Genomic DNA, 20,485 nt, shown 5'->3' with positions numbered 1-20,485 from the left:
GGGTTACTGCCCGCCCTTCTGCACGAACGAGCGCACGAATTCCTCGGCGTTGGTGTCCAGCAGGGCGTCAATCTCGTCGAGGATGTCGTCGGTGCCAGAGGTGTTCAGCTGGGCCTGCCCGGCATCAACGGCGCCCTCGTCCGCGCCGTCGTCGCCGTGGTTGCCACCTTGTACAATCTGCTGCTTAGACATGTCAGACATGGTGCGATTCTAATCCTTTCAGTAGTGATTCGACGGTCTCGGCGCGCTCGATAAGCTCGCCGACCTCCGCCCTGGTCAAGCCGTCGACCTCGTCCATGGGGAACCGGATCGGCTGGTCGCCCACCGCAAAGAGGACGGACTGCCAACTCGACGCGATGATGACCTCGCCGAACTTTTCGCTCACCTTGCCGCGGAACCACGCTCGGGAGTCCTCCGGCGGCACGGTCACTGCGCGGCGGATTGCGTCCTCGCCCACGAGCGTGCGCATCTGTCCCTTGCGCACGAGGGCGTGGTACAGCGACTTCGCGGGGTCAATGTCGGCGTATTGGATGTCAATCAGCTTGAGCTTCGGGTCCGAGATGGGTACGCCGCGCTCCAGGTACCGGCTGATGAGGGCCCACTTCGCCGTCCAATCGAGGCGGTCCGCGGTAGACAGCGGGTCGCGCTCGAGGTCGTCAAGCACCTCGCCCCACAGGCGCAGGACCTTTGCATCGACCTCGTCCAGGTCCGGGAGTGCTGCGGCACGGTCGCGGTACTCGCGCAGGAGGTCGATTGCGGTGAGCCGGCGCCCGTCGACAAGCAACAGGCGATGCGTGCACGTTGGGTCGTGGGAGACCTGCTTGATCTCGTCGACGGCGTTGGTCAGCCGCAGGTCGCTGAAGTCGACGTCAGCCTCGATGCAGTCGAGTACGAGCTTGGTCATCCCCATTTTGAGAAAGTTAGCGTACTGGCTCATGTTCGCATCGCCAACGATGACGTGGAGGCGGCGGAACTTCTCGGCCAGCGCATGTGGCTCGTCGCGGGTGTTTACGATGCCGCGGTTCAGCGTGGTTTCCAGGGAGACTTCCTGCTCGAAGTAGTCCGCGCGCTGCGAGATCTGGAAGCCGTCGCGCTCGGATTCCTGGCCAATGCCCACGCGGCCTGCGCCGATGATGACCTGGCGGGTGACGAAGAACGGGACGAGCGCCTGGGTGAGCCGCGAGAAGTCGGTCTGGCGGGAGTACTGATAGTTCTCGTGGCTGCCGTACGACTGGCCTTTGCCATCAACGTTGTTTTTGTAAAACTTCAGCGGCGGGCACGGCGCGGTCTTGTCCAGCACGCTGACCTGCTGCTCCCACAGCTCGCGGATGTCCGCCGCGGCCTTGTTGAGGACGTAGTCCCCGGCAGCGTCATAGATCATCGCGTCCCATGCGTTGGACACCTCCGGCGAGGAGTACTCGGGGTGGCCGTGGTCGACGTAGTAGCGCGCGCCGTTGGTGGTCACCACGTTGGCCACGCCCATCGCGTTCGGGTCCACCACGGGAACCGTGCGGTAGCGCTGCAGATCGAACCCGCGGGTGTCTTTGAGCGGTGCTTCCTCCTCGTAGTCCCAGCGGGAGCGGGCGGCCGTATTCATTGCGGCATACGCCACCACCGCGTGCGTCGAGGTGAGCAGCGGGCTTATCGACGGGTCGTCCGGGGTCGTGATCCCGTACTCGGTCTCGGTCCCCATGTAACGTGTCATACTGAACTACCGTACTCGTTGGTATGCCTATTTGTGTGAAAAATGCATACTGGCGTATTTTATTTACATGAGTTCTGAGACCCTCGCAAGCGACCCAGGTGTAGTGCCGAAGGAACGTAAATTCTTCGGTCAGCCCTGGGGACTCGCTAACCTCTTCGGCATTGAGCTGTGGGAGCGCTTCAGCTTCTACGGCATGCAGGCCCTCCTGGCCTTCTACATGTACTACTCCACCACCGAAGGCGGGCTGGGCATTGACCAGACCACGGCGCTTAACCTCGTGGGCGCTTACGGTGGCTTCGTCTACATGATGGCGCTGGTCGCCTCGTTTGTGGGTGACCGGTTGCTTGGCGCGGAGCGCACACTGTTCTACTCCGCGATCCTGGTGATGGTCGGACACATCGTCCTCGCCCTTGTGCCTGGCGGTCTAGGCCTTGCCACTGGCTTGGTGTGCATCGGTATAGGCTCCGGTGGAGTCAAAACGTCCTCGCAGGTGGTGCTCGGCGATTTGTACTCGCGTGAGGATCCCCGCCGAGACGCTGGCTTCTCCATCTTCTACATGTCGGTCAATATTGGTTCCCTATTTGGCCCGGCGTTGACTGGCCTAGTGTGGGGCAAGGCCGGTTTCCACTGGGGCTTTGGGCTTGCCGCGATCGGAATGGCAATGGGACTGACGCAGTACATCATTATGCGGAAGTCTTCCATCGGCGCTGTCGGATCTGAAGTTCCAAATCCACTGCCGCGCGAGCGGCGTGGTGTGTGGGCGATTGGTGCAATTGCTGTCGTTGTTGTCGTAGTCGCGCTGCTGGTCACCGGCATTGTTCCGCTCGGATCGCTGTCGTGGATCGTGTTTGCTATCGCTCTTATCGCCACGATTTACCTGTTGTGGGAAATGTTCCACTCTGATGAAGTTACCCCTGCTGAGAAGTCGCGTCTAACCGGCTACATTCCGCTCCTGTTTGGTTCTGTGGCGTTTTTCGCGATCTTTCAATCCCAATTCACTGTGGTCGCGGTCTACTCCGATCAGCGCGCTAACCTGAATTTCTTGATGTGGGAGCTCACGCCGGCCCAGGTACAGGCGTTTAACCCTTTCTTCATCGTGGTCTTCTCCCCCATCTTTGCAGCCATGTGGACTGCGCTGGGGCAGCGCCAGTGGTCATCTGCGGTGAAGTTTGGTGTGGCAAACTTGGTTACAGGTAGCGCGCTCTTCTTCTTCCTGCCGTACGCGGGTGGTGGTCCGAAGTCGACGCCGCTGCTGGTCTTGGTGCTTATCCTCTTTATGTTCACGATGGGCGAGCTGCTGTTGTCTCCTGTGGGCAACTCGCTGGCAACGAAGGTAGCACCTGAGGCGTTTAAATCTCGGCTGTTTGCTGCCTGGTTGATGTCGCTGTCTATGGGCACGGCGCTATCTGGCGTGCTCGGCTCGCTGTACAACCCTGATGATGCCTCCGCCGAGCGGACGTTCTTCATTACGCTGTCGGTGATCACCATTGTGCTTGGCGTAGTGTTGATCTCGATTCGTCGCTGGGTGCTGAAGAAGTTCGTCGACGTGCGCTAGCGCGCCTCGCTTCACGACGCCACCGCGTCCCCATCCCAACCACAAAGCCGGCCCCTCGGGGCCGGCTTTCCTCGTTACCTCAGTTCCGCGACGAACGGGGCGTGCGCTACCAGCCGCGCTCTGCCAGGCGGAGCGGTGCGGGCAGGTCAGCAACGTTGATGCCCACCATCGCCTCGCCCAGGCCGCGGGACGCCTCGGTGACGACGGCGATGTCGTCCCAGTTGCGCACGGCCTTGACCACTGCCTTGGCGCGTGCCTCCGGGTTCCCGGACTTGAAGATGCCGGAGCCGACGAAGACGCCGTCGGCGCCGAGCTCCATCATCAGCGCGGCGTCGGCAGGCGTTGCGACGCCGCCGGCGGTAAACAGCGGTACCGGCAGCTTGCCGTGTTCCGCGACGTAGCACACCAGCTCGTAGGGTGCCTGGAGCTCCTTTGCGGCGACGTAGAGCTCGTCGCGGTTGGCGTTATAGGTGGCTTGCAGCGCTGCGATCTCGCTGCGGATGGCGCGCATGTGCTTCGTGGCTTCGGAGACGTCACCGGTGCCGGCCTCGCCTTTGGAGCGGATCATCGCGGCGCCCTCGTTAACGCGGCGCAGCGCCTCGCCGAGGTTGGTGGCGCCGCAGACGAAGGGAACGTCGAAGGCGCGCTTGTCCACGTGGTGGGCGTAATCGGCGGGGCTGAGCACCTCGGACTCATCGATGTAGTGGATGCCCAGGTGCTCGAGGACGCGCGCCTCCATGGTGTGGCCGATGCGGGCCTTCGCCATCACCGGGATGTTTACGGCGTTCAGGATGCCCTCGATGAGGTCGGGGTCGGACATGCGAGCAACGCCGCCCTCGGCGCGGATGTCCGCGGGAACGCGCTCGAGCGCCATGACGGCCACGGCACCGGCCGCTTCGGCGATCTTCGCCTGCTCCGGCGTGACGACGTCCATGATCACGCCGCCCTTGAACGAGTTGGTGAGTTCTGCAAACTTGGTGAAATCTGTCATAGTGCTCCATTGTCTGAGCACAACTGGTAGATTCCAAGGTCCAGTATCATTTTCATTCCTTGTACCAGTTGGTGATCATGTACTCCTTAGCATCTCCGCCGAGCTGCCTATCCCCTTGCCCACGCAGATCGCACAGCAGATTCGGCTCGCCGTTACCAACGGCACGCTGCAGCCCGGAGACACGGTCTCCAGCACACGCGCACTCGCCCGCCAGCTCGGCGTCTCCCGTGGCACGGTCGTTACCGCCTACGACCAACTCATCAGTGAGGGCTTCCTTCTCGCTGCACAGGGCGCACCGACTCGGATCCACCCGGCGCTCACGCTTGCGCCACCGGCGCAGGAGCCGCAGCGCGACACGCGCCCAAGGACGACACCCCGCCCTCGGGTGTCATTGCGGCCGTCCGCGGGCAGCGCCGGCGCAGTGCGCCCGGCCGCGTGGCGCAAGGCCTGGAGGGACGCCCTTAACGCGGACGGTGCCAGCCTGGATAAGACCGGAGAACCAGAACTCAGAGCCGCCATCGCCGAGCACCTGCGCCTCGCGCGTGGCATACAGGTCGACCCCGCACACGTGGTGGTCACTGGAGGATCGCGCGAAGGGCTGCAGCTCATCCTGTACACACTGGGGTCGCGGCTGCGCGTGGGCGTTGAAGACCCGGGCCACCCCGGCCTGCGTCGCGTGATCCCCCTCAGCGGACACGAGGTGGTCCCCTGCACCACCGATCCCGGCGGGGTGGTCGTGGGCGAGCTTTCAGACCGCCTCAACGCGCTCTTGGTCACTCCGTCCCACCTGTACCCCTTTGGCGGTGCGATGAGCGCCTCGCGCCGCTCCTCCCTGCTCAACTGGGCAACGCGGACCGGCGCCGTGCTCATCGAGGACGACTTCAACACCGAGCTGCGCTACCTCATCTCGCCACAGCCCCCGCTCGCGGCGCTGTCACCGGGCGCCGACGTGCTCACGCTCGGCACGTTCTCCACGCTCCTCTCCCGCGAGCTCGCCGCGGGGTATGTCGTGGCCTCCCCCACGCTTGCTCCCGCGCTGCGAGAGACCCGAGAGCTCCTGGGAATGCCTGTGGCCACGGTGACGCAGCGCGCCATCGCGCACCTCCTCGACCGCGGGTACGTGCGCCGAAACGCGCGTGCAGCACACAATCGGCTCGCGCGACGGCGCAAAGCCGTTGCCGCCGCGGTGGTCCCCGCCCTGGAGGCGCGCGGCGCGCGGGTGACCGTGCCGGAAGCAGGCGGCGCGGACATTACCGCCGAGTTTCCCACCGTTGCGCTGCGGCAACAGTTCGAGGACCAGCTTGCCGCCAGCGGCGTGGAGTGCGGCCACGAGTCCAGCCTGTGGTCGGGTGGTGGGGATGGGCTTGTCCTGAGCTTTTCGCACCTGACGGATGAGGACTTCGAGTACGCGCTCGAGGCCATCCACCCGGGAAAGACGGCCTGACCTAGCCAGCTGCGGCCGCGACCTCAGCGCGACGCGGGGGCTCGCCGGCAGGTGTCCCCGCCTTCCGGCGTACTGCCCAGGCGTAGATCGCGCCGGTGATGTTGTGTAGCACCGCGGCGACCGCGCCGGGCAGCGCCGCCTCTGGGGAGAAGAACTTGCCGGCCATGCCACTTGCAAGACCCGCCGACTGCGTGCCCACCTCGATCGCCACCGTCCGGCGGTAGCTCTCTGGCTGCCCTGTCACCTTCGCCGTGAAGTAGCCCAGCAGGTAGCCGAGCGCGTTGTGCAGCAGCACCGCCGCGAACACGAGCAGCCCGACCTCGATGAGCGCCTCGCGGTTCTTCGCCACGGTTGGGAAGACCACGCCGCCAATGCCCAGGATGGAGATCCACGGCAGCACCGGAGCGATCTTGCCCATCCACGCATCGAGCGCGTAGCGCAGCGCGATCCCGCCGATCACCGGGATGAGCACGGTCTGCGCGAGCGACCAGGCCATCCCCGCGCCGTCCACCGCCATGTCAGCGCCGGCGAGTAGCAACATGATAACTGGGGTCACAATCGGGGCGAGCAGCGTGGAAACGCTCGTCATCGCCACGGATAGCGCCACATCGCGCTTGGCCAGGTACGCGATCACGTTCGAGGAGGTGCCGCCGGGAACCGAGCCCAGCATGAGCAGCCCCACTGCGAGCGCAGGGCTCAGGCCTAGGAGCTTGGCCACCGCGACCGCGCCGAGCGGCATGATCACGAACTGCGCGACGACGCCAATGGCGATCGGGACGGGCCGTTTTGCCACCTCCTTAAAGTCCGGGATGGTCAGCGTGAGCCCCATACCGAACATGATGATCATCAGGAAGTACGTGATGAAGCTGGTCAGCGGGAGGAACGGCCCTGGCGCGACAAACGCGAGCACCGAACCGAGTAGAATAAAGGCCGGGAACGCGGCGACGGCGATGGCTGCCGAGCGATCTTCCTGTGTGCTCATGGCGAACTCCTACTCACTCTGTGGGATGAAATTCCGCATAACGGAATATGGGTGAGTATAAGTGATGCCGCGCACATGTTTGGGCGTTTCGCCCGATTGCTACCCGACGACCTCCGCGGCCACCACTCGCTTGCCCTGCCGGCCGGAAATGCGCGCCCACTCATCGGGGTTCGCCGTGTTCGGCATATCCTCGCTCTCGTCCTGCTCAGCGCGCACGGCCGCCCGGAGATGCTCCGCGGTAATCCCCTTCTGCACCGCGCTGGGCTGCTTATCGACGCCCACCGCCCCGATCCAGTCCTTAATCGCCAGCTTCTTCGCGCGGTCCACCACGTTGGCGATCATCGCGCCGGAGATGAAGTCGGAATAGTGGAGGAGCTGCGATGTGCCGTCGACAAGCTCCAAGCGCACAAACGGACGCGGGGCGAACATGGCGTCGGCGGCCGCGGCGATGAGCTCCTCGGGTGCCGCAGCGAGCGGGATAGCTGGCGTGATGTAGCGGGCGAGAATGTCTTCGGCCTCCGCGCGGTTCGGGCGCGAGACGCGGACCTTGATGTCCAGGCGTCCGGGGCGCAGGATGGCGGGATCGATGAGCTCCTCGCGGTTGGTTGCGCCGATGACGATCACATTGGCGATACCCTCGACGCCGTCGATCTCGGTGAGCAGCTGCGGCACCACGGTGGTTTCCATGTCGGAGCTGACCCCGGAGCCGCGGGTGCGGAAGATGGACTCCATCTCGTCGAAAAACACGATGACGGGGCGGCCGCCCTCGGCCAGCTCGCGGGCGCGCTCGAAGATAAGGCGGATGCGTCGCTCGGTCTCACCGACGAACTTGTTCAGCAGCTCGGGGCCCTTGACGTTGATGAAGTGGGCCTGTCCCCCGTCGCCGATGCGCTGCGACAGCGAGTTGGCCACGGCCTTGGCAATAAGCGTCTTGCCGCACCCGGGCGGGCCGTAGAGCAATAGTCCCTTCGGCGGGGTGAGGTCGAACTCTCGGTAGAGGTCCGGGTGCGAGAACGGGAGCTCGACCGAGTCCTGGATCATCTCAATCTGCGAGCTCAGGCCACCGATGTCGGCGTAGGTGACGTCCGGAACCTCGTCGAGGGAAAGTTGGTTGACCTCGGTCTTAGGGACGCGCTCGAAGGCGTACCCGGCGCGGGTGTCCACCAGGACCGTATCGCCTGCGCGTGCGTGCTCCCGGAGTGGCTGCGCGAGGTAGACCAGGTGCTCGGCACCCTGTTGGTCCGCCACGATCGCGCGCTCGGTGTTGATCTTCTCGGACAGGGTGGCGAGCTGGCCGACGGCCTCGTACCCGCAGGACTCGACGACGATGGCGCCGTCGCCCAGGCGGACCAGCGTGCCCGGGCGCAGCGCGTCCGGCGACACGGTCGGCGCGACCTTGACGCGCATGCGGCGTCCGGAGGTAAACACCTCGGCCTCGTGGCCGCGCGGGGATCCCTCGAGGAACACCCCGTACGTCGACGCCGGCTCGCCGAGTGCTTCCACCTGCGCATACAGGTCGTTGAGCTTGTCGCGGCTCGCTTTAAGCAGCTCCGCCAACTTCTTGTTCCGCGAGCTCATCGCCTGATTCTCGCGCTTGAGTTCCCGCAGCTCCGGGCCGAATGCGTCGTCGTTGATTGTGTTGCCAGCCATACCCACCACACTAGTGGGTGCCGGTAACAGCTACTTGCGTGCCCGGCGTTGCGGGCGCGGCGGCGTGACGCCGTCGGCAAGCCTGCGGGTCCACACGAGAAATGCCGTGTGCGCGTTCATGCGGTGCTCCGGACGGGTGGCCAGGCCCTCCACCTTCCACTCACGCAGCAGCGTTTCCCAGGCGCGCGGCTCGGTGAAGCACTTCGCCTCGCGGATCGCTTCCATGATGTTCATCAGCTGCGGCACGGTGGCCACGTACGTCATGAACACGCCGCCGGGGATGAGTACGTTTTTCACCGTGTCGATGAAGTGCCAGGGCTCGACCATGTCCAGGATGACGCGGTCGACCGGGCCGTCGAGGTCCTCGGTGGTGATCTCGCCGAAGTCGCCTAAGCGCGGGGTCCACCACTCCGGGGTGCCGTTGAAGTAATCGGCCACGTTGTCCTTGGCAAAGGCGAGGTGGTCGTCTCGGATTTCGTAGGAGAACACCCGGCCCTCGGGCCCGACCGCGCGCAACAGCGACATGGTCAGCGCGCCGGAGCCCGCGCCCGCCTCCAGCACGCGCGCGCCCATGAAGATGTCGCCCTCCACCAGGATCTGCGCGGCGTCCTTGGGGTAGATCACCGCGGCGCCGCGCGGCATGGACAGCACGTGGTCGACCAGGAGGTGGCGGAAGCACAGGTAGTCACTGCCCAGCGTGGACTTGACCACCGAGCCTTCGTCCGCGCCGATGATGTCATCGTGCATGACGATGCCCTTGTGCGTGTGGAACTGGCCGCCCTCGACCAATTGGATCGTAAAGTGACGGCGTTTCGCGTCGGTGAGCTGGACTTTGTCACCTGCTTGGAACGGGCCTGAATACATGCGCCTAAGTATGCCCTACTCGGCTCGCGCACCGTAAAACGCGGTGAGCGCGCGGACGAAGTACTCCATGTCGCGCGCGCCGCACAGCTCGCGCGCCGAGTGCATCGACAGCAGCGGCACACCCACGTCGACGGTGCGGATGCCCATGCGCGTCGATGAGATCGGTCCGATCGTGGATCCGCAGGGCACGCTGTTGTTGCCCACGAAGGTTTGCGAGGGCACCTCGGCCGCGCGGCAGGCGCGGAGCCACTCCGCCTCGGTGACCGCGTCCGAGGCGTAGCGCTGGTTCGCGTTGATCTTGAGCACCGGCCCCCCGTTGAGGCGCGGCCGGTGCGTTGGGTCGTGCTTCTCCGGGTAGTTCGGGTGGACGGCGTGCGCGGCATCCGCGGAGACCTGGAACGATTCAGCAAACACGTCGAAGGGCTCGCCGACCTCGCGGGCGATGCGGGTCAGCACGCGCTCGAGGAGCGGGCCGCCGGCACCGGTGGTCGACGCGGAGCCGACTTCCTCGTGGTTGAATGCGGCGAGCACCAGGATGTCCTGGGCGGTGTCCTTCGCGGCCAGCAGCGCCTCGAGCGACGCCCACACGCTGGAAAGGTTGTCCAGGCGCCCGGCGGCGAGCAGGTCCCCGAGCAGCTCGCCGCGCTGCGCGTCGGCGGTGATGAGCTCGTGGGACACGATGCGCTGCGGGTCCACGCCGGCAGATTCACCGACGAGCTCCATGAGCGGTCGATCCCCGCCGAGGACGGGCGGCGTGTGCGCCTGGCGCTCCACGGTGGGCGCGTCGGCGCGGTAGAGGTGGATTGCCAGGTTGGGCACGCGGGCGACGGCGCCGGTATCCACGAGGTGCTGCGCGCCATCATCGGTGACCACCCGTCCGGCAAATCGCAGGTCTCGGTCCAGCCACGTCTGCAGGATTGGTCCGCCGTACACCTCCACCGCCACCTGGCGCAGGCCCTCGCGCTGGAAGTCCGGCTGCGGTTTGGCCATCAGGCCCGGCGAGTCCGTGTGGGAGCCGACGATGCGGAAGCGCGGGCGCGGGTGCTCGGGGACCCACCACGCGATCACGGCGCCGCCGTCGACCAGGACGTGGCCACCGGGTGCGGCCGGGTCGGCGGGGGCGGGCGAAGTGGCGTCGATAAGCGAAAAGCCCTGCGCGGTGAGTGCCTGCGCGACGTTGTGCGCGGCGTGGAAGGCGCTGGGGCTGGTGTGGAGGAAGTCGATGAAGCGAGCGTGCATACCTCCACTCTAAGATGTGGGACACGATGACTCCACGACCGCTCGCACTTTCCCCGTCCCGCGCCTCCGACTACCAGCGCTGCCCGCTGCAATACCGGCTGCGCACCATTGACAAGATTCCGGAGCCGACCACGGAAGCGCAGGTCAAAGGTACATTGGTGCACGCGGTGCTCGAGGAAATGTTCGGCTGGCCGCGCGAGGAGCGCACGTTCCCGGCCGCCGTCAAGCGCATCAAACCGGCGTGGGAGGAAATGTGCGAGAAGGACCCGAGCTGCGCGGAGCCGATTGACAACGAACTGGCGCTCTTCCAAGCCGCACGCGAGCTGCTTCGCGGGTACTTCCACATGGAAAATCCGCTCGGTTTCGACGCGCACGAGCAGGAAATGTACGTGAACACCGTCCTGCCCAACGGGGTGCCCGTGCGCGGATTCATCGACCGTGTGGACATCGCGCCCACGGGCGAGGTTCGCGTGGTGGACTATAAGACCGGGAAGAAGCCACTGCCCCGCTACTCGCAGGACGCGCAGTTCCAGATGCGGTTTTACGCGCTCGTGTACTGGCGGCTGTTCCAGACCATCCCCACCCAGCTGCGGCTGATGTACCTCAAGGTTATGGACTCGATGATCCTCACCCCGTCGCGCGAGGAGCTGGAGTACTTCGAGCGCGACCTCGCGGACCTGTGGGCGAAGATCGAGGCGGACGGGAAGGACGGTCACTTCCGGCCGAAGAAGTCCAAGCTGTGCGGCTGGTGCGCATTCCAGGACCTGTGCCCCGAGTTCGGCGGAACGCCGCCGGAGTACCCGGGCTGGCCGGGCTCCGCGGCGGACGGCACCACCTCGCCAGAGGATTAGAACAGCCCGGAGACGCGACCCTCGCTGTCGACGTCGATGTTGTTCGCCGCCGGCTTCTTGGGCAGGCCGGGCATGGTCATGACGTCGCCGGTCAGCGCGACGACGAACCCGGCACCGGTGCGCGGGATGAGGTTGCGCACGTGCAGCGTGTGTCCCTCCGGGGCGCCGAGCTGCTGCGGGTCGTCCGAGAACGAGTACTGCGTCTTGGACACGCACACCGGCAGCGTGTCAAAGCCGTTGTCCTTGAGCATCTTGAGGTCGCGCAGGGCGGCCGCCGAGTACTGGACGTCGTCTGCACGGTAGATCTCGCGCGCGATGGTTTCGATAGAGGCCTCTATACCGTTGGCCGGGTCGTAGAGCTGCGTGGACGTGCCCTCGGTCAAGTTGTCCAGCAGCGTGGTCGCCAGCTCCGTGGCCCCCTCACCGCCCTTGGCCCACACGTCGGCCTCCGCGATGGCCACGCCGGTGCGCTCCGCCCAGTCGCGGACCCACTTAAGCTCCGCCGGCGTGTCCGTGTCGAAGCGGTTGAGGGCGACCACCGGGGTTACGCCGAACTTGCGGATGTTGTCCACGTGGCGCTCCAGGTTGGCAATCCCCTGCTCCAGCGCATCGACGTTTTCCTGCTTGAGCTCCTCGCGCGCGATGCCGGCGTTGTACTTGATCGAGCGCACGGTGGCGACGACGACTGCACCGGCGACGTCCAGGTCGCCGTAGCGTGCCTTGATGTCAAAGAACTTCTCCGCGCCAAGGTCGGAGCCGAAGCCGGCCTCCGTGAGCACGATGTCCGCGTACTGCATCGCGGTGCGGGTGGCCAGCAGCGTGTTGCAGCCGTGCGCGATGTTGGCAAAGGGGCCGCCGTGGATAAACGCGGGCGTGCCGCCGAGGGTCTGTACCAGGTTCGGGTGAATCGCCTGCTTGAGCAGTGCCGCCATCGCCCCCTCCGCGCCGAGGTCGCCCGCGGTGACCGGCTTCTGGTCGTAGGTGAGGCCGATGGTGATGTTGGCCAGGCGCCGCTTGAGGTCCTGCAGGTCCGTGGCCAGGCCGAGGATGGCCATGATCTCCGAGGCGGCGGTGATGGTGAACCCCGTCTGTGCCGGAACACCGCTGGTCGGCCCGCCGAGGCCGGTGACCACGTTGCGCAGGGAGCGGTCGTTCACGTCCAGGCAGCGCTGCCAAGTGACGCGACGTGGGTCGATGCCCAGCTCGTTGCCCTGGTGGATGTGGTTATCAATCAGCGCCGCGAGCGTGTTGTTGGCTGAGGTGATGGCGTGGAAGTCACCGGTGAAGTGGAGGTTGATGTCCTCCATCGGCACGACCTGCGCGTAGCCGCCACCGGCCGCGCCGCCCTTGATCCCCATGACGGGGCCGAGGGAGGGCTCACGCAGCGCGACCATGGCGTTGTGGCCGAGGAGCGAGAGGGCGTCGGTAAGCCCGATGAGCACCGTGGACTTGCCCTCCCCGGCGGGAGTTGGGGACACGCCGGTGACCAGGACAAGCTTCGCCTTCGGCTGACCCGGGTGCTTGGTCACGTCGACCTTGGCCATGTGCGTGCCGTACGGGACGAGCGCGTCGGCCGAAACGCCGGCCTTCGCCGCAATGTCCGCGATGGGCGCGAGCTGGTGCGCCTGCGCGATCTCAACGTCGGATTTCGGGGTGTGGTTTTGGGACGCAGATTGCGTTGCTGTGGTGTCTGACATACCACCACAGTACCCGGTGCCAGGGACGCCACCCCCCCCCGTGCGATGTGTCGTTAGAGCACGAGGGCGCCGATGCCGTACCCCAGCAGGATCGCCGTGGAGATGCAGACGACGCCGGGGGCGATAAACGGGTGGTCAAAAACGTATTTGCCGATGCGGGTACTGCCGGTGTCATCCATCTCCACCGCCGCGAGCAGCGTCGGGTAGGTCGGCAGCACGAACAGCGCCGAGACCGCCGGGAAGGCGGCGACGGCGGTGAGCGGGCTCACTCCGATGGCGAGCGCTGCCGGCATGAGCGCCTTCGCCGTTGCCGCCTGCGAGTACAGCAGGCACGCGGCGAAGAAGAGGACCACGGCCAGCAGCCACGGCTGCGCCTGCAAAACGGTGCCGGCGACCGCCTGGATGTCGTCGATGTAGTAGTTGATAAACGTCGTGCCGAGCCACGCCACGCCCAGGACGCACACGCAGGCGGACATCCCGGAGCGGAACACCTGGGTGGTGAGCACCTCGGCCGCTGCGTGCTTGGTCACCCAGAGGATGATGGCGGCGGCTGACAGCATGATCGCCATGATGGCCTCGTTGCGCGGCACCGTCGGGTTCGGAATGAGCCCGATCTGGTCCGAGATCAACGTGGCGTAGGCCATCACGATGAGGATCGCGGCGACGAAGATGCCCACCGAGGTTTTCGCGCCCGCCTTCGGTGCGAACTCCGCGGACGCCTGCGGCTGCGCGACGAGCCCGTCAGCCACACGCTGCTGGTACACGGGGTCGTCCTCGAGATCCTTGCCCAGGCGGTTGGCCAGCCACGCCGTGGGGAAGATGGCCAGCAGCGTCGCCGGGAGCATCACCGCGAGTAGTTGCAGATAGCCCACCCCGTGATCCTCCAGGAGAGAGGCCATGAACACGACGGCCGCGGAGATCGGCGAGGCCACAATAGCCATCTGCGAGGCAATGACCGCGACAGAAAGCGGCCGCGACGGACGCACCTTGCCCTCCTTCGCCACCTCAACGATCACGGGGAGCGTAGAGAAGGCGGTGTGGCCGGTGCCCGCCAGCACCGTCATCAGCCAGGTGACCACCGGCGCGTACACGGTCACCCGCTTCGGGTTGCTGCGCAGGAACCTCTCCGCCAGGTACACCAGATAGTCCATTCCGCCGGCGAGCTGCATGGCGGAGATCGCCGCGATCACGCACATGATGATGCCGATGACGTCGAACGGGATCGCTTCCGCGCTCACCGGGATGCCGGTCGCGCCGAGGAGCAGCACCCCGAGCCCGCCGGCGAAACCGATAGCGATGGACCCCATCCGCGCGCCCAGCACAATGGCGCCGAACAGGATGATGATGTGCACGACGAGCAGCAGCGACACAGACCATTCCCCTCACGAGTTCAACGAATATAAATCGCGTACCATTATCGCCCGGATGGTACGACCATTCCAACTCGCGGTGCGTGCTCCTCCCCTGCAACGCGGGTGCCTGCGCCTATCGACGCCACGCCACCGGCACCCGCGCACCCCCGATCAATGTGGCGTGCTTGATGTCGGCCTAGTCTTCGTCGACGTAGAGCTTCCCGCGGTACTCCGGGTGCATGAGGTTTTCCTTGCTTAGCACCGCGTCGAGCTCCTCCTCGCTGAGCAGCCCCTTCTCCAGGACGAGCTCGCGGACGCCGCGGCCGGTCGCCGCGGCCTCTTTGCCAATCAGGTCGCCGTTGTGGTGGCCAATCACCGGGTTGAGGTAGGTGATGATGCCGATCGAGTTGGCAACGTAGGCCTCGCACACCTCCTTGTTGGCGGTGATCCCGGTGACGCACTTCTCGCGCAGCGTGCGCGCCGCGTTGGAGAGGAGCGAAATCGAGCTGAACAGTGACTGAGCGATCACCGGCTCCATCACATTGAGCTGCAGCTGGCCGGCCTCCGCCGCCATGGAGACGGTGAGGTCGTTGCCAAACACCTTGAAGCAGGCCTGGTTGACTACCTCGGGGATGACCGGGTTCACCTTCGCCGGCATGATCGACGAGCCGGCCTGGCGCTCCGGCAGGTTGATCTCATTGAGGCCGGCGCGCGGCCCGGAGGACAGCAGGCGCAGGTCGTTGCTGATCTTGGACATCTTCATCGCAGCGCGCTTGATCGCGCCGTGCATCATGACGTAGCCGCCGGTATCCGAGGTCGCCTCGATCAGGTTCGGGGACGCCTGGATCTCCAGCTCGGTGACCTCGCGCAGCGCCGCAACAACCTGGTCGCGGTAGCCCTTCGGCGTGTTGATGCCGGTGCCGATGGCGGTCGCACCCAGGTTGATCTCCAGGAGCACGTTCGCCGCGTTGACCAGCGTGCGGTTCTCCTCGCCCAGGTTCTCGCCGAAGGCGGTGAACTCCTCGCCCAGCGTCATCGGGACGGCGTCCTGGAGCTGCGTACGTCCCATCTTGATGATGTCCGCAAACTCATCGCCCTTGGCGCGGAACGCCTTCTGCAAGAGGTCGAATTCCTCGATGAGGCCCTGGACGGCGTAGTACAAGCCGAGGCGGAAGCCGGTCGGGTACGCGTCGTTCGTCGACTGCGACATGTTCACGTCGTCGTTCGGGTTGATCTCGCTGTACTCGCCTTTGCCCTTGCCAATGTGCTCCAGCGCAAGGTTCGCCACGACCTCGTTGGTGTTCATGTTCACCGAGGTGCCGGCGCCGCCTTGGAACGCGTCGATCGGGAACTGGTCCATGCAGCGCCCCTCTTCCAGGATCTGGTCGCAGGCCCACACGATCGCCTCCGCTTTCGCCTTGGGCAGTGCGTGCAGGCGGCGGTTGGCCAGCGCCGCAGCCTTTTTCACCTGCACCATGCCGCGAATAAAATCGGGCACATCGTTGATCGTTTCGCCGGAGATTTGGAAATTCTCCATGGCGCGCAGGGTGTGGATGCCGTAGTAGACGTCCGCCGGGACGTCCATCGTGCCGAGCAGGTCTTCTTCTTTGCGAGTCGTCATGCGGACCATCGTACGGAACGGACTTTTACCGCTCATCATTTGCCCGCTTCGGGGGTGAAAACTAGAGGCGCGCGATGCGCAGCTCAGTGGCGATCGTGCCCTCTGTGCCCAGCTCAGCCAGCTGATCCATCACCTGGTTAGCCGTCGCGCGCGGGACCATCGCGCGGACCGCAACCCAGTTCTCGCGCGACAGCGGCGAGACCGTCGGCCCCGTGATGCCCGGGGTCAGCGCCAGTACCGCGTCGAGGTTATCGCGGCAGACGTTGTAGTCGATCATCAGGTAGTTGTGCGCGTTGAGGATGCCCTCGATGCGGTTGAGGACCTTCACGTGGGCGTCGTCAAGCTGCATGCCCTGGCGCTTCACGACAACCGCCGCGCTGGAAATAATCGGCTCGCCGAACGGAGCGAGCCCCTGCTGGCGGAGGGTGGCGCCCGTGGAGACGACGTCCGCGATCACGTCGGCGACGCCGAGCTTGATTGAGATCTCCACTGCCCCGTCGAGGCGGATGACCTGGCTGGGGGTAATCCCGCGCTGGGCGAGGTAGTCCTCCACGAGGTGTGGGTAGGAGGTGGCGATGCGCTTGCCTGCGAGGTCCTCGACCGCCCACTGCTCACCCTGCTTCGCGGCAAAGTGGAAGGTGGAGGAGCCGAACCCGAGGTCCAGGACTTCCTCGACCTGCGCGCGGGAGTCTGCGGCGAGGTCGCGGCCGGTAATTCCCAGGTCGAGGTGGCCCTGGGCAACGTAGATGGCGATGTCCTTCGGGCGGAGGAAGAAGAACTCGACGCCGTTGGGCTCGTCAACAATATTGAGCGCCTTGTTCGCGCCGCGGCCCTTGTACCCGGCCTCCTTGAGCACCTGCAGCGCGTGCTCCGAGAGCGAACCCTTATTTGGAACGGCGAGCTTGATCAACGATTTCTCCATGGGTGGTTCTCCGCTGGGGATCTAGAGGTACTTGTACAGGTCGTCCGGGGTGAGGCCGCGCTTGAGCATCATCACCTGCGTCCAATAGAGCAGCTGGCTCATCTCCTCGGCCAGCTCCTCGTCCGACTGGTATTCGGCGGCGATCCAGACCTCGCCGGCTTCCTCGATGATCTTCTTCCCAATGAAATGCGCGCCCTTGTCCAAGGCGTCAACCGTGCCGGACCCAGCCGGGCGGTCTGCGGTCTTTTGGGTCAGTTCTGCGAAAAGGTCATCGAAGGATTTCACGCCTTCAAACCTTAGCGGACCTCGCGCGCCGCCGTGGCAAACCAGGAAAAGAGATCCTCCGCGGTGGCGCCGACAAAGCGAGCCGGGTCGAATTGGTAGACCCCGCTCGGGACCGGGTCGCCGAGCCCGAGGACGCGGCACCCGGACTCCGCGGCGGCGGACATGCCAGTCCAGGAATCCTCCACGACGAGACACTCCGCGGTGGGAGCACCAACCCGGCTCGCTGCCTCTTCGTACATGTCGGGCGCCGGCTTGGGGTGGGTGACCTCGTCGCCCGTGATGGAGTCCGTGAACAGTGCCGCGCCGATGGCCGCGATACAGCGGTCCGCCAGAGTGCGCTCCGTGTTCGTTGTGACAAACATGGGCACCCCGGCAGCGCGCAGCTGTTCGAGCAGGGGGCGGATGCCCGGGTTGAGTTCGATACCGCCGGCCAACTTCTCGGCCATGCGCTGGTACATCCAGGCGCGGAGCTCGTCCTGCTCGCCGTTGGCAAGCTCGTAGCCCGCCCACCGCGCGCAGATGCCCAGGGATTCCGCGAAGCTCGCGCCCTCGGTCTTCTTGCGCTCTTCAGGGGACAGCCTGCGTCCGAGCTTCTCCGAGAGTTCGAACGTGGCCTCCGCCCAGAGGGGTTCGGTGTTGATGAGAGTGCCGTCCATGTCCCAGAAGATGGCTGCTGGAGCGGCGATCGCGCTACTCAAAGTCGGGCAGCTCCCCGAGGGCCTCATCGTCCGCGCCGGACGCGATTGCGGCGCGACGGACCACGTCCGCAAGCTCCGACTTCTCCTCCGGTTCGAGCACCGCGTACTCGTGCTTGGCGTTGAACTGCTCCAGGTTGTCGTAGAACGGCTGCACGAGGGCCTTCAACCGCTCTCCGTCCGGCGATGACTCAATGAGGTCGAATGCGTCAAGGAACATTTCGATGATCTGCTTGAGCTCCGGCAGCGCCTCCGGGTCGAACGGCTGCTCCCACAGCTCCTTGTCGCTTTCTTGCAGGTAGGAGCCGGTGGCAAAGGTGCGGAGGTCATCGATGAACTGGTCAACGTCCGGCTGCAGTCGGGCGCGAATCGAGGTCTCTGGTTGCGTCATGCTTCCCATTGTGATCGACTACGCGAAAACGCGCACCCCGAGCAGGCCGTCGATCGCGTTCACCAGGATGTTGTCGTGGTCGCCGCGGGCCATGTCCAACACCCGCAGGGCGCGCGGGGTGTCCAGGTCGTCCGCCAGCGCGGTGCGCAGCTCGTTGACGTTGGCCAGCGCTTCCGCCTCCGTGACGGGTTGCGCGAGTCGCTCCTGCCAGCGGGCCAGGCGCTGCTCTGCGGCCTCGAGGCCGCGGTAGGAAAAGTCACGGTCCTCGCGGTAGTGCCCGGCAAACACGGCGAGTCGGATCGCGGCGGCGCTGTGTCCCTGCGCGGTCAGCTTGTGCACGAACACGAGGTTGCCCAGCGACTTGGACATCTTCACGCCGTTGAGGGCGATCATGCCCGAGTGCACGTAGTGGCCCGCCATGCGCGGTTCCGCGTAGGCCGCCTCCGCGTGCGCGGCGGAGAACTCGTGGTGCGGGAAGGCGAGGTCCGAACCGCCGCCCTGGATGGCAAAGGTGCGCCCCAATCGGTTGGTCGCAATGGCGGAACACTCGACGTGCCATCCGGGGCGCCCCGGGCCGATCTTGGTCTGCCACGCGGGCTCGCCCTTACGGGGGCCGCGCCACACCAGTGCGTCGAGCGTATCCTGCTTGCCTTCGCGATCGGGGTCGCCGCCGCGCTCTGCGAAGAACTTCTCCATCGTGGCGCGGTCGTAGTTGGACTCGTAGCCAAATTGCTTGGTGGCGTGAATCGACGCGTACACGTCGCCCTGGTCGAGGCGGTAGGCGGAACCGTTGTCCAGCAGCGTTTGCACCATGGCGGCAACTTCGTCGACAGCTTCCATCGCGCCGATGAAGTCGCGCGGCGGTATCACGGAGAGCTCCTCCATGTCACTGCGGAACAGGGCAATCTGGCTGCGGCCGAGCTCGCGCCAGTCCACGCCGTCACGATCCGCGCGCTCGAAGAGGGGGTCGTCCACGTCGGTGACGTTCTGGACGTAATGCACTTTGTGGCCGTTGGCCAGCAGCTGTCGGTGCACCAGGTCAAAGGTCAGATAGGTCGCGGCGTGCCCGAGGTGCGTGGAATCGTACGGGGTAATGCCGCAGACGTACATGCCCACCTCCCCGTTGGCGTTCGGCGTGACGTCGACGGCGTGAACGTGTCGATCCGCGGTGTCGTACAGCTGCAGGGGGCGAGGGATGCCAGCAACAGCAGCGACATGAGGAGTAGGCCAGGATTGCATGGCCACTACCCTACCCACTGCTGCCGGGGGCGCCGCTAATCGACGCTGTGCGCTGGCCCCATGGCTCTTAGCCGGCCGCCATCACGCCGGTTCCCAGCAGCAGCATGACCACGAGGCCGAGCGGGATGCGGTACGCGGCGAACCAGGCGAAGGAGTGGTTGGACACGAACTTCAGCAGCCAGGCGATGGAGACGTAGCCAAGGACGAACGCGATGGCGGAACCAATGAGGAGTTGGCTGCCGCTGGCGGCTTGTCCGCTTTCGGGGTTGAAGGCGTCGGGAAGCGAAAAGAGGCCCGACGCGAGCACTGCGGGAATGGCGAGCAGGAAGCTAAAGCGGGTGGCCACCTCGCGTTCGAGGTTGAGGAACAGGCCGCCGGAGATGGTGCCGCCGGAGCGGGAGACGCCCGGAATCAGCGCGAGGCACTGCCAGAAGCCCATGAGCACGGCGTCCTTCATGGTCAGGTCCTCGAAGCCGCGGGTCTTGGTGCCGCGGCGCTCCGCAAGAATGAAGACGAGCGAGAAAATGATGAGCACCGTCGCGGTAATCCAGAGGTTGCGGAAGTTGTCTCGGATGAGGTCCTTGAGAAGGACGCCCAACACAGCGACGGGGATGGTGCCGGCGATGACCATCCAGCCCATGCGGTAGTCAAAACCGCGCTTGTCCTTGTTTGCAAGGCCGACGAACCAGCCGGAGAGGTAGCGCCAGATGTCCTTGGCAAAGTAGACCAGGACCGCGAGCTCGGTCCCCAGCTGAATGACGGCGGTGAAGCTCGCGCCGGCGTCTTCGCCCCAGAAGAGCTGCGAGACGATGCGGAGGTGCCCGGACGAAGAGACCGGGAGGAACTCGGTGAGCCCTTGCACGATAGAGAGGACGATGACCTGAACCCAGGACATGGATTCGGCCAACTGTGTCGGATCAGTCATGGCAGAACACACTACCCGCGAGTGGCTGCAGGGACCGAACACACACGGCCGGAGCGAAGCTGGCAGGTTGCTAGGGT

General features: G+C 65.5%; 19 protein-coding genes. 3 read left to right on the top strand and 16 right to left on the bottom strand.

Annotated features, from left to right (window positions below; translation table 11 throughout):
• Positions 1 to 3 precede the first annotated feature (3 nt).
• Together FPP74_RS01895 and dop are read right to left on the bottom strand one after the other, a co-directional pair.
• Complete coding sequence (locus tag FPP74_RS01895; protein ID WP_186439360.1) at positions 4 to 192, bottom strand: ubiquitin-like protein Pup; 189 nt, start codon at positions 190 to 192, stop codon at positions 4 to 6.
• A 1-nt stretch (position 193) separates the two neighbouring features.
• Positions 194 to 1,705, bottom strand: coding sequence for a depupylase/deamidase Dop (gene dop, locus FPP74_RS01890; RefSeq protein WP_144716986.1), 1,512 nt, complete (start codon positions 1,703 to 1,705; stop codon positions 194 to 196).
• 67 nt (positions 1,706 to 1,772) lie between these two features.
• Between dop and FPP74_RS01885 the strand changes: the two genes are divergently transcribed.
• A complete protein-coding gene (locus FPP74_RS01885; RefSeq protein WP_095276604.1) occupies positions 1,773 to 3,260 on the top strand; it encodes a peptide MFS transporter in 1,488 nt (495 codons plus the stop codon).
• A gap of 106 nt (positions 3,261 to 3,366) precedes the next feature.
• Here FPP74_RS01885 and pdxS read toward each other — a convergent pair whose 3' ends face one another.
• On the bottom strand, positions 3,367 to 4,251 hold the full coding sequence (gene pdxS / locus FPP74_RS01880; protein ID WP_095276602.1) for a pyridoxal 5'-phosphate synthase lyase subunit PdxS: 885 nt from the start codon (positions 4,249 to 4,251) through the stop codon (positions 3,367 to 3,369).
• Positions 4,252 to 4,366: 115 nt separating this feature from the next.
• Between pdxS and FPP74_RS01875 the strand changes: the two genes are divergently transcribed.
• Positions 4,367 to 5,695 carry a PLP-dependent aminotransferase family protein gene (locus tag FPP74_RS01875; RefSeq protein ID WP_255456032.1) on the top strand — a complete coding sequence of 443 codons (1,329 nt, stop codon included), beginning with the start codon at positions 4,367 to 4,369 and terminating at the stop codon, positions 5,693 to 5,695.
• 1 nt (position 5,696) lies between these two features.
• On the opposite strand, the gene FPP74_RS01870 is transcribed toward FPP74_RS01875, so the two are convergent.
• The 4 genes from FPP74_RS01870 to FPP74_RS01855 form a co-directional block, all read right to left on the bottom strand.
• Complete coding sequence (locus FPP74_RS01870; protein ID WP_144716984.1) at positions 5,697 to 6,677, bottom strand: bile acid:sodium symporter family protein; 981 nt, start codon at positions 6,675 to 6,677, stop codon at positions 5,697 to 5,699.
• Between the two features lie 99 nt (positions 6,678 to 6,776).
• Positions 6,777 to 8,327, bottom strand: coding sequence for a proteasome ATPase (gene arc, locus FPP74_RS01865; RefSeq protein WP_144716983.1), 1,551 nt, complete (start codon positions 8,325 to 8,327; stop codon positions 6,777 to 6,779).
• A gap of 30 nt (positions 8,328 to 8,357) precedes the next feature.
• Positions 8,358 to 9,191 carry a tRNA (adenine-N1)-methyltransferase gene (locus FPP74_RS01860; RefSeq protein WP_095276590.1) on the bottom strand — a complete coding sequence of 278 codons (834 nt, stop codon included), beginning with the start codon at positions 9,189 to 9,191 and terminating at the stop codon, positions 8,358 to 8,360.
• 15 nt (positions 9,192 to 9,206) lie between these two features.
• Positions 9,207 to 10,430, bottom strand: a complete 1,224-nt coding sequence (locus FPP74_RS01855) for a M18 family aminopeptidase (protein ID WP_144716982.1) — start codon at positions 10,428 to 10,430, stop codon at positions 9,207 to 9,209.
• A gap of 26 nt (positions 10,431 to 10,456) precedes the next feature.
• On the opposite strand from FPP74_RS01855, the gene FPP74_RS01850 reads away from it, so the two are divergent.
• A complete protein-coding gene (locus tag FPP74_RS01850) occupies positions 10,457 to 11,281 on the top strand; it encodes a RecB family exonuclease (protein ID WP_370511782.1) in 825 nt (274 codons plus the stop codon).
• Here FPP74_RS01850 and FPP74_RS01845 read toward each other — a convergent pair.
• The 9 genes from FPP74_RS01845 to FPP74_RS01805 all read right to left on the bottom strand — a co-directional run bounded on the left by FPP74_RS01845 (position 11,278) and on the right by FPP74_RS01805 (position 20,408).
• Positions 11,278 to 12,978 carry a formate--tetrahydrofolate ligase gene (locus FPP74_RS01845; RefSeq protein ID WP_144716980.1) on the bottom strand — a complete coding sequence of 567 codons (1,701 nt, stop codon included), beginning with the start codon at positions 12,976 to 12,978 and terminating at the stop codon, positions 11,278 to 11,280. The genes FPP74_RS01850 and FPP74_RS01845 overlap by 4 nt on opposite strands.
• A 53-nt stretch (positions 12,979 to 13,031) precedes the next feature.
• The gene (locus tag FPP74_RS01840; RefSeq protein WP_095536831.1) at positions 13,032 to 14,339 is read right to left on the bottom strand and encodes an anaerobic C4-dicarboxylate transporter; all 1,308 of its coding nucleotides are present in this window, start codon (positions 14,337 to 14,339) and stop codon (positions 13,032 to 13,034) included.
• A 187-nt stretch (positions 14,340 to 14,526) separates the two neighbouring features.
• Positions 14,527 to 15,951: an aspartate ammonia-lyase gene (aspA, locus tag FPP74_RS01835; RefSeq protein ID WP_095554930.1), complete on the bottom strand. Its 1,425-nt coding sequence runs from the start codon at positions 15,949 to 15,951 to the stop codon at positions 14,527 to 14,529.
• Between the two features lie 61 nt (positions 15,952 to 16,012).
• Entirely contained in the window at positions 16,013 to 16,861 is an 849-nt protein-coding gene (hisG, locus tag FPP74_RS01830) for an ATP phosphoribosyltransferase (RefSeq protein ID WP_144717018.1), read from the bottom strand.
• A 33-nt stretch (positions 16,862 to 16,894) separates the two neighbouring features.
• Positions 16,895 to 17,158: a phosphoribosyl-ATP diphosphatase gene (locus FPP74_RS01825; RefSeq protein ID WP_095536153.1), complete on the bottom strand. Its 264-nt coding sequence runs from the start codon at positions 17,156 to 17,158 to the stop codon at positions 16,895 to 16,897.
• 11 nt (positions 17,159 to 17,169) lie between these two features.
• Positions 17,170 to 17,883 carry an HAD family phosphatase gene (locus FPP74_RS01820; RefSeq protein ID WP_255456031.1) on the bottom strand — a complete coding sequence of 238 codons (714 nt, stop codon included), beginning with the start codon at positions 17,881 to 17,883 and terminating at the stop codon, positions 17,170 to 17,172.
• Complete coding sequence (locus FPP74_RS01815) at positions 17,849 to 18,253, bottom strand: hypothetical protein (protein WP_095536154.1); 405 nt, start codon at positions 18,251 to 18,253, stop codon at positions 17,849 to 17,851. Before FPP74_RS01815 ends, FPP74_RS01820 begins: the two co-directional genes overlap by 35 nt.
• Positions 18,254 to 18,262: 9 nt before the next feature.
• Positions 18,263 to 19,483 carry a cysteine--1-D-myo-inosityl 2-amino-2-deoxy-alpha-D-glucopyranoside ligase gene (gene mshC / locus FPP74_RS01810; protein WP_144716976.1) on the bottom strand — a complete coding sequence of 407 codons (1,221 nt, stop codon included), beginning with the start codon at positions 19,481 to 19,483 and terminating at the stop codon, positions 18,263 to 18,265.
• 67 nt (positions 19,484 to 19,550) lie between these two features.
• Positions 19,551 to 20,408 (bottom strand): undecaprenyl-diphosphate phosphatase, encoded by an 858-nt coding sequence (locus FPP74_RS01805; protein WP_095536156.1) that lies wholly within the window; start codon positions 20,406 to 20,408, stop codon positions 19,551 to 19,553.
• Between the last annotated feature and the right edge of the window lie 77 nt (positions 20,409 to 20,485).

This window comes from Corynebacterium sp. NML180780 (genome assembly GCF_007786415.1).
GTDB lineage: Bacteria > Actinomycetota > Actinomycetes > Mycobacteriales > Mycobacteriaceae > Corynebacterium > Corynebacterium gottingense.
The sequence above is the reverse complement of the archived record's forward strand: the minus strand, read 5'-3'. Positions and strand labels throughout refer to the sequence as shown.

Excerpts from the sequence above, each read along its gene's own strand:
- FPP74_RS01895 (WP_186439360.1), bottom strand. The coding sequence starts at position 192 with ATGTCTAAGCAGCAGATTGTACAAGGTGGCAACCACGGCGACGACGGC.
- dop (WP_144716986.1), bottom strand. The coding sequence starts at position 1,705 with ATGACACGTTACATGGGGACCGAGACCGAGTACGGGATCACGACCCCG.
- FPP74_RS01885 (WP_095276604.1), top strand. The coding sequence starts at position 1,773 with ATGAGTTCTGAGACCCTCGCAAGCGACCCAGGTGTAGTGCCGAAGGAA.
- pdxS (WP_095276602.1), bottom strand. The coding sequence starts at position 4,251 with ATGACAGATTTCACCAAGTTTGCAGAACTCACCAACTCGTTCAAGGGC.
- FPP74_RS01870 (WP_144716984.1), bottom strand. The coding sequence starts at position 6,677 with ATGAGCACACAGGAAGATCGCTCGGCAGCCATCGCCGTCGCCGCGTTC.
- arc (WP_144716983.1), bottom strand. The coding sequence starts at position 8,327 with ATGGCTGGCAACACAATCAACGACGACGCATTCGGCCCGGAGCTGCGG.
- FPP74_RS01860 (WP_095276590.1), bottom strand. The coding sequence starts at position 9,191 with ATGTATTCAGGCCCGTTCCAAGCAGGTGACAAAGTCCAGCTCACCGAC.
- FPP74_RS01855 (WP_144716982.1), bottom strand. The coding sequence starts at position 10,430 with ATGCACGCTCGCTTCATCGACTTCCTCCACACCAGCCCCAGCGCCTTC.
- FPP74_RS01850 (WP_370511782.1), top strand. The coding sequence starts at position 10,457 with ATGACTCCACGACCGCTCGCACTTTCCCCGTCCCGCGCCTCCGACTAC.
- FPP74_RS01845 (WP_144716980.1), bottom strand. The coding sequence starts at position 12,978 with ATGTCAGACACCACAGCAACGCAATCTGCGTCCCAAAACCACACCCCG.
- aspA (WP_095554930.1), bottom strand. The coding sequence starts at position 15,951 with ATGACGACTCGCAAAGAAGAAGACCTGCTCGGCACGATGGACGTCCCG.
- FPP74_RS01820 (WP_255456031.1), bottom strand. The coding sequence starts at position 17,883 with ATGAGGCCCTCGGGGAGCTGCCCGACTTTGAGTAGCGCGATCGCCGCT.
- FPP74_RS01815 (WP_095536154.1), bottom strand. The coding sequence starts at position 18,253 with ATGGGAAGCATGACGCAACCAGAGACCTCGATTCGCGCCCGACTGCAG.
- mshC (WP_144716976.1), bottom strand. The coding sequence starts at position 19,483 with ATGCAATCCTGGCCTACTCCTCATGTCGCTGCTGTTGCTGGCATCCCT.
- FPP74_RS01805 (WP_095536156.1), bottom strand. The coding sequence starts at position 20,408 with ATGACTGATCCGACACAGTTGGCCGAATCCATGTCCTGGGTTCAGGTC.